The sequence below is a fragment of the Nostoc sp. genome, assembly GCF_036917375.1.
GTDB lineage: Bacteria > Cyanobacteriota > Cyanobacteriia > Cyanobacteriales > Nostocaceae > Nostoc.
Map to the genome: position 1 here is coordinate 1 of NZ_JBALDN010000083.1, position 16746 is coordinate 16746.

Sequence of the window (16746 nt, forward strand, 5' to 3'; positions counted from 1 at the left end):
TCTTCTCTCACCTTCTGTCAAAAGTGGGCCTGTGTTCAATCAGACCTCCTCTTTTTTCTTTGATTTCGACGATTTAGTCTAAACTCCAGTAATCATTCCAATATTTAATTGTGTTCAAATTACCTTTATTACCGATAAATTGGCAATAGATAAGCTAAAAATTAAACAGCATTTTAGTCCACTTTTGCTTAATTACTTAGTCATTTTATCCTTTAAATTACGATAGTTAAGCTTAATATTGTTGACTTTTCGATTGAAAAAACTTGTAGTAGTCTTTTGCAAACGCATTAGCGGACTCTGACGCCTAAAGCTTTTGGGTCTTTGTTCTGGTGAGTTTAAATATCTATAATGCAAAAATATATCTCGATATGGAATATCGACATCTTCACCAGCGCAAAGTTGAGTAAAGTGTGGTGAAGTTATACTCATATAGTGCAGATATGTCAGGCGCCGTCCTTGGTCGTAAAGGATGTTATCTACCACATCAAATTGAGAACTCCAATGGTTGCCAGTTGCCTGTTCGCAGTCATGATAAGCAAAGTTATAATAGGAAATTCCACTTCTCAATACCATGTAGTTAAATAAAGATTGGTCAGGACCTCCAAGAGCCATGACATCAGCTTCACTAACCTGTAATTTTTCGAGTAGGTTTGCTAATGTAGCTTGAGAAAAAATATCTTTTTTAGTTGCAAACCAACCGGCACAAAATATATGAGAATGCAATTTTTCTTGATCAAAAATTTGCTGTATAAGTTCTGGTGAACCATCAAAAATATATTTCAATTCAGATTTATATTGAAAATCATTTGTTACCCAATCATATTTATCTAATTTTTCATATATATAGTCTATAGGCCCCATAAGGAGCGTATCTGCATCAAAATAAATAAATTTATCAAAGGGACCATCTAAACCACAAAGCTTACGATGCATTGGTAGACGATAAAGTTCTGGAAGCCCCCATTTTCGCCAAGTTTTTTGTGCCCTTGAATGATTTTGCCAGACCTGGGTTGCAAAGTTATCCCAGTAAGCTATAGATACAGAGTCCTCAAATAGCGTCACATTATCTCTTGATGCAATCTCTACCTTTACTTTCTCTAACTGGTCATTATATGGAATTATACAAATAGGAAATTTTCTACCAGCATTAGCCTCTATACTGTTGAGCAACGCCACTAATTGGTCATAGACAACATCATTGGCTAGGATATAAATACCATCTATCATTGAGATACTCCTAATATTAAGTACGCGCAGAAACAAAGGGAAATAAACGGCGAGTCAGTTTGGGAATGAAGGCAAATTTACCCTCATGCAGATAACGATAGTGTTCCCACAATTGCCAATAGGGACTACCAGTTTTCATCCGCGTACCAGCCCAGTGGAGATATTTGAGTCGTTGTCCTCGGTCATACAGGGCGTAATCTTGCTGTTGGAAATTTCGCGAACCGGCCCAACTACCAGGCCCTCCCCCAGGAATTTTAACGAGATTTCCACGTTTAGAAATTAGTTTGAGAACAAGATAATTTAAAATTGGTTGGTCTGTAACTCCTTCCGAAAAATCGAAATATTCGCGATGTGCTGCACACTCGCGTAAAGCTTCATCCATTTGTTGTTCGGTAATAACTCCTTTTCTGGAAGCCCAAAAACCGCTGTTGAAAACATCTTGAAGTTGGGCGTCAGAAAAAATTTGCTGTTCTTTCACAAATGGGGAAAATATATTTCGCAGCTTTTCATTAGCATGATGGTAATCACAGCAGAAGAAATCGACTTCTGAAAGTTTGTCTAAATTGTCGGCAATTTTTTCAAAAACGACAATATCTGTATCAATATAAATAAATTCATCTAAAGGCCCAAACCACGCCACCAGTTTACGCATTTTATTAGGTAAGGCGAGAAAATCTCGGTCAAAAATTTCTCCGATGCGTTTAGTAAAGCTATCAATAAGTTCTAAGTCTGGGAAAATTTGGACGTTGTGTAAGGTAGCAAGCTGTTCTGCTACCTTGTGATAATTTTCGTTAAAAGGTATGAGATAAATGCTAACTTCTGGGTCATAGTAACGAATGCTATTAAGGAGAGCAATAGCATTATCGATAACGCGGTCATTAGCAACTATATAAATGCCCCTACTCATAAATTATCCTTGGTTAATTAACTTAAGTTTTTGCAAAGCTCTGGTAAGTAAATTTGGCACTGGTGGAGCGTCATTATAATTTTTAGGAGGACTGGTAAATACTGGACGCTTTTCTGGTTCGTGTAAGTAACGATAATAGAGAAATAAATCTCGATAGGGAAACTCAATATTTTCTCCCGCACAGACTGCTTGATTAATATTAGGAGGAATCCCAATATAATGGAGATAAGTTAGTTGATTACCGCGATCGTAAAGAAGATGTTCTCGTTCTTCGAAGTGTTTAGAGCTAGCAGAACATCCTGTTTTCTCATTATCTGGCAATTGGCGAGCAAAGTTATAAATAGGAAGATTAGACCTCATTACCATGTAGTTGATTAATGGTTGTTCGCCAGCACCACCATACAAAATTTCTGACTCGCCATTTTGTAAATGTGATATTAGCCAATCTCTTTTTTCTGAGTCAAATAGTCCTTGTTTTGCTCCATAAAAGCCTGAACAAAATATTTCAGAATCAATGCGTTTTTGCTCAAAAACTTTTAGTAATTTGGGAGAATTGACATTATATATTTTACTAACATCTGTAAATTGAAAATCGTAGACCACAAAATCATAACTATCTAGCTTTTCAAACACTGCTGCAAGTGACTTCATTACCAAGGTGTCTGCGTCTAAATAGATAAACTTCTCGAATGGGCCATCAAAAGCGCAAAAACGACGGTGAGCACCATAAAGACGGGATTTACTCCGATTCAATCGTTCTGGGGCTGCTGCTAGCATAAATTGATCCCAGCGGTTGATTGATTCTTGGTCGTCGTAAAGAAATACATTCGGGCGTTTAGCTATTTCGTCAGCAATCCGTTGCGTCCGATCGTCAAAAGGATAGATACAAACAGGAGTTTCTGGGCCTAAGATAACATCAATACTGTTGAGCAAAGCCACCAGTTGATCGAAAACATAATCATTGCCAAGGGTACAAATACCATTCATAATTTATGAGTGTTGATCGACAAAGTTTGATAACCAATTAAGCAGGTTTAATTTGTGTAAAATGATTTGACGTGCTTCTGCGATCGCATCTTTGGCAGCATACCAAGCATCAGGTGTAGCTGTCACTTCTTGGATGTACGCAATGCCTTTTTCATCTAAACTGGGCAACCGCAAAAAACTACCCGGTGGCAATAATTTATCAGCAGCCGGGCCGCCATAGTAAATTGGTAAACACCAAGCAAGTAAACTATCCCAAAGTTTCTCACTCACATACCAATTATTATCAGCATAGTTTTCAATTGCCAAATTGTAATAGTATGGTGCCATGCCATACCATTTGTTACCTAGTTCTCCCGAACTGTTCGCCCATTCTGGTAAGTTACGCCCATACAAATCAAATTTCATGCCACTAGATTGTAAAGATTGTAAAAAATCTAAACGCTGGCGATGGTTGGCTGTGCGGCTAATTCCCGACGTAATCCAACTACATGGGGCAACTTTTGGAGGCGGTGGCATTTCATTTAAATCTTGAAATGAATTTGAGTGATACCAAATAGCAGGCATATAGTCAGGAATGGGAGCAAAATCATCGGGGCCAGAAACGTAGCCGCAATACTTCTGGGCTTCTTGATAATTATGATTAGTTATTTTTACAACCTCATCTAAAGGCGGTTCTCTGAGCAAATAAATAATCCGCTCTTTGTCAACACCACGCAGTAGAGATTCAACATTTACTACTGGTTTTTGCTGCTGTTTGCGAAAACTATCTAACCAAGATTTTTGTGGCGGTGCTTGGGGAAAATCAAATTGATATAGCAACATAAAATCTGGCTTTTGTGCCATTTTCAACATTTGCATATTCTTCCAAACACCAAAATAGTGCGGAGTTTGTTGCCATAGCCAATCTTTGTTTTTAGCCAGACCTGAATAGCTGCTAATCATGCCAACAGTTTTAATAGTCATAAATCGTATTTATTCGGTTATTTTTGTACTGTTACCCTAAAGTTGGTGGACGTTGAGCTTCTTCTACGTAGCTTAATATTTTGGTAATTCTATTCTCCCAAGAAAATTGCTGGGCAAAATCTATACTAGCTGCGTAACCCTCTATTTTTCTGGGATAAGTTTCTAAAGTATGTTGAATAGATTGGGCAAGTTTCTGCGGGTTATCTGGTATACACCAACTGGCAATCAAAGGTGATGTTTTGAATTCCATTAAAGGTGGAATCTCAGTTGCAACTATAGGAGTGCCAGCAGCCATGTACTGAAAAAATTTAACTGGATTCGTGAAATCTGCTGATTTTCCAGCGCAGTGAGGATGAACCAAAATATCAGCTGCTTGAAATAAGCTGACTAATCGTTCTCGTGGAAGTATCCAGCCTAAGAATTTAACGTTTTCGACATTTTTCTCTCTGGCTATTTGTTGATATGCTTGTACTTGTGCTTCTGTTCCTCCTGTGATGATAAACTGAATTTCTGGTAATTCTTTAGCAGAATCAATTAAGAGATCGACTCCTTTGAAAGGATACAAAGCGCCTGAATAGACAACTAAATGCTTCCGTCCATTTCCAAGCAATTCTTGCCGCCAATTTTCGGCTTCTTGGGGCTGTCTGATTGAAAATGATTGATTGAATCCGTTATGTAGCCAAACTACTTTTTCCGGTGGCATTCCATTTTCTATTAGACTTTGCCGGATGGGTTCTGACTGAGTTATGGCTATTTTAAAATAGGGACTGTGGACAATTTCTTGCTCAAATTTTCGGTCTTGAAAGTAGTGACGTTCATAAATTGTCGGAACCTTATTTTTGACTGCGGCTTTCACAAAGTTCCAATCTCGCGTATGGACAACTTTAGTATGAGGTAGGATATGAATTGGTAAATAATATTTGGTTACTACTGTACTGGAGTTAGTAAATTTGCCACCGATTCGATCGATAGGCCAAGGCATTGGCAATGCCGCAATTTTGAGCTTTTCTTGAACATCGTAAAATTCTATAAATTCTTTGTCGGGTTTTTTGGGTTGATAGGGATAAATTAACGATAGTAAATTAACAGAAGAATTTTTTTTATCTTGATAAATTAAAACTGAGGAGTAGCCTAAGTTAGCTGCGGCGTTGGCACAAAGAACATCATGAATTTCGTGTGCTGTGTCCGGCTTGAATGATAGCTCTCCGGTGTAAAAAATATATTGATTTTTCTTGGAATAATTTATCATTTTTTTTGGAGATGATAGGTTTTTAAAGATTGTGGTATAAGTATTTTTGTTCCTGACATTAACTAAAATTAAATTTTATTTTCAAAAACTTTTAATATATCTAATAGGTAAATAGCAGATTGATAAGATTCTGCAATTAATAGATTTTGTTTTTGGGGTTCGGATTCTAATTTATCGGCTAGCAAGTGCAGAGAGCTAATCAGAGGATAGAGACGCGTGCGAAACTCATCTGAGATATGACTAAAGCTTTGATACTGGTTATGTTCATCTTGATTTTGGTCTATATCTGACGATAACTGCCAGTTAATTTTCAAGTTAACTACATCGCTGAAGAGATCGATGGCGTTGAGAACTCTTAAAGCTGAGTTGTATGATTGGTCAATTAATTCCTGGCGCTCTTGGGAATTGTCTACTAGATCGTCAACTAATAGTCCGAGGAAACCAATCATTGAATTAAGCCTTGTACGCAGTTCGTGAGAAATGCGGTTAAAGCTGGGATTAGTTTTGGTGGAAATTTCAGTTTGAGCGGCAAATTGCATTGAGTAGAGGCGTGAGTAGTAACCACCTTTTTGTAAAAGTTCTTCATGGGTTCCCACTTCTACCACCTGTCCTTGATCTAATACGGCAATTTGATCGGCTTTTTGGACTGTGGAAAGGCGGTGAGCAATTACAAGGGTTGTACGATCGCGACTGAGATCGTCGAGTGCAGCTTGTACTAAGCGTTCGGAAACGGTATCTAAAGCGCTGGTGGCTTCATCTAAAATCAAAATTTCTGGATTTTGCAGGAGGGCGCGAGCGATCGCTAATCTTTGCCTTTGTCCACCAGATAACATGACGCCGCGATCGCCAATTTGGCTGTCTAATCCTTGAGGTAATTTATCAATAAATTCATAAGCATTTGCTCGTTTGGCTGCTGAGATAATTTCATCTTCAGTAGCTTCAGGCCTTCCATAAGCAATGTTATTTCGCACGGAGTCATTAAAGAGAAATGTATCTTGACTGACAATTCCCATGTGTGTTCTGAGAGATTTGATATCAAAATCACGCAGGTCTGTGCCATCGATGGAGATACTGCCAGATGTCGGATCGTAAAATCTGGGTAAGAGGTCAGCCAAAGTGGATTTACCAGCACCAGAACCACCTACCAAAGCGAGAGTTGTCGCACGGGGTAAAAATAAATTTACATCTTTGAGTACTAACTTTTCATGACTAGGGTAGGCAAAGGTAAGTGAATTAAAACGTATTCCTTCTTTTAATTCTGTGTATATAATATTACCGTTTTTCATAAACGGCTTGCGATCGCGATTTAAAAACTCAGTCACTATTTCTACGCTAGTAGCACTATTAGCAAAGCTACTACGAAGACTATTTAACTGAGATACCAAAGGCAGCAGTCGCAGTAATACTAATAAATATGTCAGTAGTACTGTAGAAATGAAAGAAACCTGGTTGGCAAAGAAAGCTTTACTCAAGAATACAATTAGAAGTAAGGCTACTACTCCCATTACCTCACTTATCGGCCCGATCGCTTGTGAGTTTACCTGAGATTGAAAATCTGCTTTCTCGCGATCGCGGATTAATTTAGTAATCTTTTGATATTCTCTGTCTTCATTAGCGGTTGACTTTACCAAACGAATTCCATTCAATGTTTCTAAAACACTGATGGAATAAGATGTAGACATTTCTGATAGTTGCTGACCAAATTTTTTCGCTCTACTAATTGTGTATTGATTGATTAATGTTATAAAACCCAATAAAATTGTTGCGGCGATTGTTAGCTGCCAAGAAATCGCTAATAATAAACCAACGAAAACTAAAATTGTAATTATTAAAATAATTAAATTGATAATACTGCCAATAGCGCTAGAAGTACGGGCAGTTTCCGAACCAAGGCGATTAATAATATCGCCTACTTTTGTTTTTGAATAATAGTCTATATCAATATCTAGCAATAACTCTAAGCTAGCTTCCCGAATGTCCGCATTTAATCTCCTAGTGAAAATACTCGATGTTAAAATACTAAAATAACTAGATAAATTTTTTAATAAAATTATAAATATAATTGTTCCAGCCATTCCCAAATTCCGATAATTTTCGGGAAGATTATCAAATGGGAACATCACAGCTTTGAGAATCGGAGGAAAACCAGTTAAATCTACTGGTTGTCCGACAATTTTCAAAATTACTGGCACAATTAAAGTCACACCGACACCATTAAATAAAGCACCAGAAAATCCCAACAGCATCGTTAGGATAATTAAACCTGGATAGGGTTTGGCGAATCTTAGTATTAGTTTTCTGGTAGACATTGGGTATTTTTATGCCAATTTAACTTAATTATTAATATTATTCACAACTGAGCAATTACTGACTTGAGCGTAGAAGCCATAGCCTCTATGCTATAGTGTTCCACACATCTTTCTCTTGCCTTGATACCTTTCTGGCTTGCTGACTCTAAATTCTGAAAAATCAATTGAATTTGTTCAGCAATTTGCTCAGGACAACCAGGCTCGACTAAATAACCAGTATCACCTAAAAGTTGGGGAATATCTCCAACACGCGTTGATAATACAGGTTTAGCCATTGCCATCCCATCTGTCAACTTCAAGGGAAATTGAGCGCGAGTTTCTGGAGTATCTCGCTGAGGAACAACTACAATGTGAGCAGCTGCTACCAAGTCAGGCATAACGTCGGCTGGATACTTAGGTAATTTGATAATCCAACGTCCCCACTTTTGTTGAAGTTGTTTATCATAATCATCATAAGGACTACCACCTACAATTACTAGTCTCAAGTCTGGTTGATTAAGTTTATCGAGCGCCATGAGAACATCTTCTAAACCTTTATAAGGTCTTGGCGCACCGGGAAACATTAAAATCCGATATTCAGATAAACCATAACGATCCCTACTGGACTCAGCATCGTATTGAGCGGGATCGAATAAGGAAACATCTTTGCCATTCGGAACAAATGTACCACCAAAACGCTGCTGCAAAAATTTAGTATGCACTGTCACAGCATCAGCGTGACTTACCAAACCTTCCATCCATTTCACATATAAAGTATGATGAGGATTTTTGAGTGCGCCCTGTGGTTTCAATAAGTCCCTAGCTAGTTCTTTGGGTGTAGGATGATAATGCCAGTTATCACCGCCATGCCAACTGAGTTCCCAATCATCTATGTCTAAAATTAATGGCTTTCTCGTGAATATTTTCCTTAATAGTCCAACTCCAAAACTAGCTATTTGGGGTTTGATAGCATAAATTATATCGCCATTGATTTTTGGTAAAAATTTTTGGATTTCTCCAAAAAACTCTGGAAAGTCTTTGCCTGGTAGGTTATAAACGTTGAATTCGGATGGTAAATTTAAATAGAAATTATTTCCAAATAAAAAACCCATAATTTCAACTTCATATCCTAACTGATTGAGAGCTTTTGCTATCAAGTATGCACGCAGAATCGCTGCACTTGATAAATCTGAAACCAACAAGGATATTTTAGAAAATTTTCTCACTACTTTTATACTTTTTTATTTAATTTTTCCAGTATTTGTCAGCAGTTGCTAAAGCTGCAAATATTAATTTAATTTGTCTTGTCGGAGTCGGAGTCACTAAATAAATTAGTTGCTAATTCATCAAGATACAAAATTTTTCTGAGGAATATTTAATATTTCATGATAAAGTTCCAACATCTCTGAGGCAACAGTATCCATTGTACGTACTGGCTGAATACCTTGACGTAATTTAGCTAGTAAATCGGCGTCTTTGGCTAAAGTTGCGATCGCTTCAGCCCATGCTTGGACATCTTTGGCTGGAACTAACCAACCATCGATGCCGTGACGGACTAACTCAGCAATCCCTCCTAAATTTGAACCTAGTACGGGAATGCCCATAGCTTGTGCTTCTAAAGCAACTATCGGCCCGGTTTCTAACCACTGCGACGGTATTGCTAGTATATCGAAACCTGCTAATGCCTCTGGTACTGCTTCGCGTGAAAGTGGTTCAGCAATCCGAATCCGGCGATCGCGAGATGCGATCGCCATAACTTTTTCACGATTGGCAGCACCGTATTTTCCCGGATGAGTAGCATGGAGAATTAACTCTACGGGTATATCATTCGGTAGACTATGTACCGCTTCTACTAAAACTTGTACCCCTTTAGTTTCTTGCCAGCGACCCAAAAAGCCGATTTTTAATGTAGAGTTTTGTAGTTTATTTGGTGTTACTTCACGTTTGAAAGTGTTAGCAACACCTTGCCGAGAGACAGTAAGTTTTTCGGGAGGAACCTTGTTTGCAACAAAAGCATTGTATTGCCAATTACTCGTTACAACAATGCGATCGGCTAGTTTTGCTAGTTGCATCAAATTGCGTCTGTGTTGAGACACTAGGGTAGGAATACCAAGAGTTTTACCAAGCACGCGTAGCTTGAAATTTTTAGAGGTAAGTAATTTTGTTTCTGCTGCTATGCCAACATCCAAGGGAACTTGACTAAAAGCCTTGAGCATCCAAGGTGTTGCTTGTTTTGCTACTCCCAAACATTGACTACAATTAACAGAGTCAATCAACCCATTGCAAGGTTCTTCACCCCAGCGCATCATCGTACCACGCAGACATATAGGCTCAGGTATGTGTACAGTAACTACAGTAGCCATCCCTAACTGGCGGGCGAGAGCAAGATGATGTAAACCGCAGTCAAATCGCCAAGAATGTTGATGATAGACATCGGCTCGATTGTTTTCTAGCCAATTAGCAAAAGTTTTAAAGCCGCCGTGGGGTAGCTGTTTGTGTACCTCTATCTTGCTGGGGTTAGGAAAAACAGGATAACGATAAACTGAGATGCCATTGTATTCGTAGGCATCTTCCTCTGTACCTTGTTTAGGAGCAGCGACAATACTTTCGAGTCCATGTACTTGTAAGCCATGCAGTAGTGAATCTAAGTATACTTCAGCACCGGCTGATGTATCTGGAAAATACCAGCTAGTTGTATGGATTAGCTTCATTTATGAACCTGCAAAGAAAAAATTGGAAAGCTCATCTTTTTTTACCACGATTGATTGCTATATTTGTCGTTATTAACATCTATCTTTTATAAATAACCCAAAGTGAATCTATAAGATTCCGTATTAATAGTTAGTATCTACAAATAAAAAATTTTCGATAGCTGATTTTGTGTTTTTGAGTAAAAAAGACAATTTAGGACAAAAAGAACAGAATAAATCTAACTTAGCTTTTACACTTCCTCCCAGAGAAATTTTACTGAGATGGTCAGATCGTAATTTATAGTTACTTGGTGTATTTTAAGTATTATTACGGGTGTATACTATCATAGTATTCATGGGCTTTCTCAACCTTTTCTCTCTGAGATATTTAAGATTGCTGATAAATTCCAAAGTATTTACTTCAAAGGGAGATATTAAGTAATGCAAGTAATCAGGCTTGAGGCACTCTCGGATAACTACATATTTTTGCTGGTGGATCGCCAGAAACAAATTGCTGCGGTTGTCGATCCAGCAGAGGCTGAACCAGTACTAAAGCAACTTGCACAGTTAAAAGTTGAGTTGGTGTCGATTTTCAACACACACCACCACAATGACCATGTAGGTGGCAATCAGCAATTAATAAAACACTTCCCGGAAGTAACAGTCTACGGTGGCGTCGAAGATCGCGGGCGAATTCCCGGACAGCAGGTATTTTTACAACAAGGCGATCGCGTCCAGTTTGCAGATCGCACAGCTGAAGTTATTTTTGTTCCCGGGCATACCCGCGCTCACATCGCTTACTACTTCTCCCCCGAAAAAGCTGGTGAGACAGGCGATTTATTTTGCGGCGATACCTTATTTTCTGGCGGTTGCGGTCGCTTATTTGAAGGAACACCAACTCAAATGGTAGATTCTTTAAGTAAACTGCGCTCTTTACCAGATGATACGCGTATCTGGTGTGCCCACGAATACACTTTAGGAAATCTGCAATTTGCTTTAACTGTGGATGGCGACAATGCCGACTTGCAAAAACGCTTCAATGAAGTGAAAACTTACCGTAGTCGAGGAGAAGCTACCATACCCTCGCTGCTGGGAATAGAGAAGCGAACCAATCCCTTTTTACGTTGGGATCAACCATCATTACAATCAACCGTTAAGGGTAGCGATGGAGTGCAAACCTTTGCGCGCATACGGGAAATGAAAAATAACTTTTAGGCATTGGGCATTGGGCGTTAGGAGTGCTGTTAGCGGTAGCGGGGCGTTTAGCCCGTGCTGAGTGCTGAGTGCTGAGTTAGGAGTTAGGAGTTTTGTTTATCCCCTTGTCCCCTTGTCCCCTAACTCCCTCACTCCCTCATCTCCCTGCTCCCCTGCTCCCATTCCTCCAACTTTCTAGCCTTAATAGTTGCGATCGCACCCTTCCTTTCGCTAGGATCTGTAAGCTTTAGGGTATGGGCAAAGCTACTTGGGACAATATACTCATTTCAGGAGTTCTAAGTTCTGAAAAAACACTCGTTATTGAGGACTATTTACTCAGCAATGGCTCAAAACTGCTAACAGCACTGTTTTAGTGAGCTATGCTGCTCAAACCCACCCAAATTAATCATATTTTACCGGAAAAACGAAAAACGATGGCGAAACGCGTGCAGTTAGTTTTAAATCAGGATATCAGCAAGCTGGGAAAATCTGGCGACTTAGTGGAAGTAGCTCCTGGCTACGCTCGTAACTATCTGATTCCCCAGAAATTGGCAACCAATGCCACTCCTGGTATTCTCAAGCAAGTAGAACGCCGTCGCGAGCAAGAGCGTCAACGGCAATTAGAACTCAGACAACAAGCTCTTGAGCAAAAAGAATCTTTAGAAAAAGTTGGCAGCTTGACAATTGCCAAGCCAGTTGGTGAAAACGAAGCAATTTTCGGTACTATCACCACCCAAGATGTTGTAGATGCAATTAAGGCAGCCACCGGTCAGGAAATCGATCGGCGTGGAATTACCATCCCCGATATTAACCACCTTGGTACTTATCAAGCTGAGATTAAGCTGCATTCGGAAGTAGCGGCACGAGTCGATATTCAAGTAGTCGCTAGCTAACTCAGGAGAAGGACAAAGGGACGCAAAGATGTAGGGATGAGGATCGAGGAGCAAGGGATAGTAAAAGTAAATAACTTCTAACTCCTGTACAGACGCGATTAATCGCGTCTCTAATCCTACACAGACGCGATTAATCGCGTCTCTAGCAAAATCTAACTAAAATCGTTTATGGCTGAAGAATTGAGTTTTCAAGGCGATGGTAGCGATACCTACGGCGGTAAACTACGCCTCCCACCACAAAATATTGAGGCGGAAGAAGCGATTTTGGGGGGTATTTTGCTAGATCCAGAAGCGATTAGTCGAGTTAGCGATCGCCTCCTTCCCGAAGCTTTTTACATTAGCGCTCACAAAGATATTTATCAAGCTGCTGTGAGGCTCCACGCCCAAGGTAAACCCACAGACTTACTCTCTGTGACAAGTTGGCTGACCGACCATGAAATGCTAGCCCGCATTGGTGGTAGAAATAAATTAGCAACTCTGGTAGACCGTACAGTGTCAGCAGTTAACATCGACGCCTTAGCAGGGTTAGTCATGGAAAAATACCTGCGGCGACAGTTAATTAAAGCTGGCAATGAAATTGTACATCTTGGTTACGAGACAGAAACCGAGTTACCACAAGTTTTAGATCAGGCAGAACAGAAAGTTTTTGGCGTTACTCAAGAGCGTCCCCAATCGGGTTTAGTTCACATTTCTGATACTCTAATTAATAATTTCCAAGATATTGAAGATAGAAACCAAGGTATTGCCTTACCTGGAATTCCCTGCGGATTTTACGATTTAGATGCCATGACCAGCGGCTTTCAGCGTTCTGATTTGATTATTATCGCTGGTAGACCATCGATGGGAAAATGCCTCAGCCATGATTCAGAAATAGTTTTGGCAGATGGAAAAATTACCACAATTGAAGAATTATATAAACAACGTCATGTTTCGACTCCGGTTCCATCGAGCGGAGCCGAGATGCTCAACACAAGTGGCTCATTATTGACACTAAATAACGACTGGAAATTTACCTTTACTCAACCCTGTGCATTTGTCGATGATGGTATCAAACCAGTTTTTCGAGTAACAACTCGCTTAGGTAGGTCTATTGAAACTACAATCACTCACCCATATTTGACTATTAAAGGCTGGGAAAAATTAGAAAATCTGACAGTTGGCGATAAGATTGCGGTTCCGCGAAAAATAAATGTATTTGGTACAAAAACCATCCGTGAGTGCGAAGTAAAGTTATTAGCATACTTAATTGGTGATGGTGGCTTAACTAATTGCACTCCACGATTTACAAATAGTAATCCGTTATTGCAAGCAGAATTTTCTCAAGCTGTTGCTGATTTTGTTGGTTTAAAAATTCGCACTCATGATTCTCAAGAAACACGCACACCATCACTTTGTGTACGTGGAAACTTGGAATTTATTGCGATTCAAAGACAGATTTTTGCTGAAAGTTTTAAACTAGCGATTCAATCGCAGTCATTGACAGTAAAAGAAATAAGCCAATTAGTTGGAGTCAGTCCTACTTTACTTTGCGCTTGGAAGCAAGGAAAGTGTGTACCAACTTTAGAAACTTTTGAGCTATTATGCGAAATTTTACAATTAGATTTAGAAGAGTTTGTATCTCATGGATTTGCTTGTATGAGCAAATCTCGGAAGAATTCGCTCACACTTTGGTTAGAAGAATTAGGTTTATGGGGCAAAGATGCTCATTCTAAAACTATCCCAAACATCGTTTTTAAATTAGAGCGATCGCAAATAGCCTTATTCCTCAATCGTCTCTTTGCTACTGATGGATGGGCTGCACTACTTACTAGTGGTCAATCACAGTTAGGCTATGCAACAGTCAGCGAGAAACTAGCAAAACAAATTCAACATCTTTTATTAAGATTTGGCATTATTGCATCACTCAAAAAAAGGTCTGTTAAGTATAAAAATACCCGCAGACCAGCGTGGCAATTAGATATTACTGATGCCTTATCTATCAAAACTTTTATCACAGAAATAGGTATCTTTGGCAAAGAAGGAGCAATAGCAAAAGTTGCAGATGCAATATCTCAAAAAAGATATCAAACTAATCGTGACTTGATACCTGTAGAGATTTGGGAACAAATAGCAGTAGCAAAAGGCAATGAAACTTGGAGTAGTTTAGCTAGACGGGCTGGTATTCAAGGCTATACAAATATGCATGTTGGTAAACGTGCTTTAAAGCGTGAAAGACTTTGGATACTAGCTACAGCTTTAGATAATTTACCACTTCAACAGTTAGCAAATAGTGATATTTATTGGGATGAAATAGTTACGATTGAGTCGGTGGGGAATAAACAAGTTTATGACTTAACAATTCCAGAAACACACAATTTTGTTGCTAATGATATTTGTGTACACAATACAGCTTTTTGCTTAAACCTTGCTCATAATATCGCCGCTTCTTATAAATTACCAGTTGCTTTTTTCAGCTTGGAAATGTCCAAAGAGCAACTGACGCAACGTTTATTAGCTAGTGAAGCGCAAATTGAAAGTAGTTATTTGCGAACTGGCCGCCTAAGTCAAACACAGTGGGAACCTTTAAGCCGTGCTATTGGTATCCTCTCTGAGATGCCAATTTATATTGACGATACGCCGAATATTACAGTTACACAAATGCGTAGTCAGTCAAGAAGACTGCAAGCTGAAATTGGAACTGAATTAGGATTAATTGTAATAGATTACTTGCAATTGATGGAAGGAGCAGGTGATAATCGCGTACAAGAATTATCAAAAATTACGCGTCAGCTCAAGGGTTTAGCGCGGGAATTATCTGTTCCAGTTATTGCCTTATCTCAGTTGAGTCGAGGGGTAGAAGCGCGTACTAACAAACGCCCGATGTTATCTGATTTGAGAGAATCCGGTTCGATCGAACAAGACGCGGATTTAGTAATAATGTTGTACCGCGATGAATATTACTCTCCCGATACTCCCGATCGCGGCATTGCAGAAGTAATTATAGCTAAACATCGTAACGGGCCTACAGGTACTGCGAAACTTTTGTTTAATCCACAGTTTACAAAGTTTCAAAATTTAAAAATTTAGCCAGCCTAAGTAATTATTTGAGCAATGAATGAGCCTGATTTACTCATTAATGATGTATTTTTTTCAAATAGTCATTCTCTATTTGATAGTCTTATATCCATAATTAACTGGGATGAGCGTATACGGGCACGAAAAACAGCTAGCTTTGGTTCACCATATAACTACTCAAATATTTCTTACGACTCATGCCCGATGCTGAATGAGTTAATTCCTATTATTGATAGGCTTGAAAAACACTTTGGGTTTCGACCAAACAACTGTTTAGTCAATTATTACACAAATGGTAACTCAACAATGGGATTTCACTCCGATTCAATTGATGAACTCATGGACGATACTGGTATCTCTATTATTTCGTTAGGGGCTGAAAGAATAATTACATTTCAAAATAAACTAGACAAAACCATTGAACATAGTTACTTACTCAAAAGTGGTTCTCTACTTTTTATGTCTCAAAAGACGCAGCGATACTGGAAGCATGGAATTCTCAAGCAACCAGAAACATTCGGGCGTATCAGTCTGACTTTTAGGTTGTTGGTATAGTTGCGGCAGTCCGATTAAAGTTATAGATACTTTTTCTCATCTTTTCTAGCTATACTTCTGTCCCATCTGTAGTCTGAAATACCTAATTTATCTGATAAGGTATTGGGCATTCAGAACAGAGAGAATAGAAACTTATGTTAATAACTCCTCCTTGTTCCCAGTACCCAATCCCTAGTCCCCAGTCCCTATTTAACTCCCAGCAATTCCACTTCAAAAATTAGAGTTGCATTGGGTGGAATCACGCCACCAGCACCACGAGCGCCATAGCCTAATTCAGATGGAATGATTAACTTACGAAGACCGCCTACTTTCATGGTGCTAAGTCCTTCATCCCAACCTTTGATTACCTGTCCAGCACCGATTTTAAAGCTGAAGGGTTGACCGCGATCGCGTGAACTATCAAACTGAGTACCATTTTCTAAAGTGCCGACATAGTGAACTTCAACCGTTTGTCCGGGTTTAGGAGTCGCCCCAGTCCCCTCTTTTAATTCCACATACTTTAATCCAGAGGGAGTGGTTACGGCATTAGCATCAGACATAGTATTACTCGCAATTAAGATATTGTTTTCAGTTACAGTTGTGGAGGCTGGCGGCGTTTGGGTTAACTCGGCAGCAATGGCAGTATTTTGTTTACTGCCTACTTGCCCTACAACCAAAAGCACAACACACACCAGCATGAACGCCACGCTGAGGAAAATTGGTTTCAAAATCAGTTCTCCTTACTTAGGTATCCTGGCAA

At 39.2% G+C, this 16746-nt stretch carries 13 protein-coding genes; 4 read left to right on the top strand and 9 right to left on the bottom strand.

Going from position 1 to position 16746, the window contains the following annotated elements; genetic code table 11:
- Positions 1–192 precede the first annotated feature (192 nt).
- From V7K45_RS21595 to V7K45_RS21630, 8 genes are all read right to left on the bottom strand, one after another.
- The gene (locus tag V7K45_RS21595) at positions 193–1227 is read right to left on the bottom strand and encodes an Npun_R2821/Npun_R2822 family protein (RefSeq protein WP_335007044.1); all 1035 of its coding nucleotides are present in this window, start codon (positions 1225–1227) and stop codon (positions 193–195) included.
- Positions 1228–1243: 16 nt separating this feature from the next.
- Positions 1244–2134 carry an Npun_R2821/Npun_R2822 family protein gene (locus V7K45_RS21600; RefSeq protein ID WP_335007046.1) on the bottom strand — a complete coding sequence of 297 codons (891 nt, stop codon included), beginning with the start codon at positions 2132–2134 and terminating at the stop codon, positions 1244–1246.
- A 3-nt stretch (positions 2135–2137) separates the two neighbouring features.
- Positions 2138–3121: an Npun_R2821/Npun_R2822 family protein gene (locus tag V7K45_RS21605; RefSeq protein WP_335007048.1), complete on the bottom strand. Its 984-nt coding sequence runs from the start codon at positions 3119–3121 to the stop codon at positions 2138–2140.
- Positions 3122–3124: 3 nt separating this feature from the next.
- Positions 3125–4084 carry a glycosyltransferase family 10 domain-containing protein gene (locus V7K45_RS21610; RefSeq protein WP_335007050.1) on the bottom strand — a complete coding sequence of 320 codons (960 nt, stop codon included), beginning with the start codon at positions 4082–4084 and terminating at the stop codon, positions 3125–3127.
- 31 nt (positions 4085–4115) lie between these two features.
- Positions 4116–5333 (bottom strand): glycosyltransferase family 4 protein, encoded by a 1218-nt coding sequence (locus V7K45_RS21615; RefSeq protein ID WP_335007052.1) that lies wholly within the window; start codon positions 5331–5333, stop codon positions 4116–4118.
- 68 nt (positions 5334–5401) lie between these two features.
- Positions 5402–7642, bottom strand: coding sequence for an ATP-binding cassette domain-containing protein (locus V7K45_RS21620; RefSeq protein WP_335007054.1), 2241 nt, complete (start codon positions 7640–7642; stop codon positions 5402–5404).
- Positions 7643–7683: 41 nt separating this feature from the next.
- Positions 7684–8847 (bottom strand): glycosyltransferase family 4 protein, encoded by a 1164-nt coding sequence (locus tag V7K45_RS21625; RefSeq protein WP_335007056.1) that lies wholly within the window; start codon positions 8845–8847, stop codon positions 7684–7686.
- 120 nt (positions 8848–8967) lie between these two features.
- Positions 8968–10332, bottom strand: coding sequence for a glycosyltransferase (locus tag V7K45_RS21630; protein ID WP_335007058.1), 1365 nt, complete (start codon positions 10330–10332; stop codon positions 8968–8970).
- Between the two features lie 420 nt (positions 10333–10752).
- Here V7K45_RS21630 and gloB point away from each other — a divergent pair, with 420 nt between their 5' ends.
- The 4 genes from gloB to V7K45_RS21650 all read left to right on the top strand — a co-directional run bounded on the left by gloB (position 10753) and on the right by V7K45_RS21650 (position 16007).
- Positions 10753–11526, top strand: a complete 774-nt coding sequence (gloB, locus tag V7K45_RS21635) for a hydroxyacylglutathione hydrolase (RefSeq protein ID WP_335007060.1) — start codon at positions 10753–10755, stop codon at positions 11524–11526.
- A gap of 413 nt (positions 11527–11939) precedes the next feature.
- Complete coding sequence (rplI, locus tag V7K45_RS21640; protein WP_335007079.1) at positions 11940–12398, top strand: 50S ribosomal protein L9; 459 nt, start codon at positions 11940–11942, stop codon at positions 12396–12398.
- 168 nt (positions 12399–12566) lie between these two features.
- Positions 12567–15464, top strand: coding sequence for a replicative DNA helicase (gene dnaB, locus V7K45_RS21645; protein WP_335007061.1), 2898 nt, complete (start codon positions 12567–12569; stop codon positions 15462–15464).
- Between the two features lie 24 nt (positions 15465–15488).
- Entirely contained in the window at positions 15489–16007 is a 519-nt protein-coding gene (locus V7K45_RS21650) for an alpha-ketoglutarate-dependent dioxygenase AlkB (protein WP_335007062.1), read from the top strand.
- A 185-nt stretch (positions 16008–16192) separates the two neighbouring features.
- Here V7K45_RS21650 and V7K45_RS21655 read toward each other — a convergent pair whose 3' ends face one another.
- On the bottom strand, positions 16193–16714 hold the full coding sequence (locus V7K45_RS21655) for an FKBP-type peptidyl-prolyl cis-trans isomerase (RefSeq protein ID WP_322737549.1): 522 nt from the start codon (positions 16712–16714) through the stop codon (positions 16193–16195).
- Positions 16715–16746: the final 32 nt, after the last annotated feature.

Coding starts and splice junctions, on each gene's coding strand:
- gloB (WP_335007060.1), top strand. CDS start 10,753: ATGCAAGTAATCAGGCTTGAGGCACTCTCGGATAACTACATATTTTTG.
- rplI (WP_335007079.1), top strand. CDS start 11,940: ATGGCGAAACGCGTGCAGTTAGTTTTAAATCAGGATATCAGCAAGCTG.
- V7K45_RS21595 (WP_335007044.1), bottom strand. CDS start 1,227: ATGATAGATGGTATTTATATCCTAGCCAATGATGTTGTCTATGACCAA.
- V7K45_RS21600 (WP_335007046.1), bottom strand. CDS start 2,134: ATGAGTAGGGGCATTTATATAGTTGCTAATGACCGCGTTATCGATAAT.
- V7K45_RS21605 (WP_335007048.1), bottom strand. CDS start 3,121: ATGAATGGTATTTGTACCCTTGGCAATGATTATGTTTTCGATCAACTG.
- V7K45_RS21620 (WP_335007054.1), bottom strand. CDS start 7,642: ATGTCTACCAGAAAACTAATACTAAGATTCGCCAAACCCTATCCAGGT.
- V7K45_RS21615 (WP_335007052.1), bottom strand. CDS start 5,333: ATGATAAATTATTCCAAGAAAAATCAATATATTTTTTACACCGGAGAG.
- dnaB (WP_335007061.1), top strand. CDS start 12,567: ATGGCTGAAGAATTGAGTTTTCAAGGCGATGGTAGCGATACCTACGGC.
- V7K45_RS21610 (WP_335007050.1), bottom strand. CDS start 4,084: ATGACTATTAAAACTGTTGGCATGATTAGCAGCTATTCAGGTCTGGCT.
- V7K45_RS21650 (WP_335007062.1), top strand. CDS start 15,489: ATGAATGAGCCTGATTTACTCATTAATGATGTATTTTTTTCAAATAGT.
- V7K45_RS21630 (WP_335007058.1), bottom strand. CDS start 10,332: ATGAAGCTAATCCATACAACTAGCTGGTATTTTCCAGATACATCAGCC.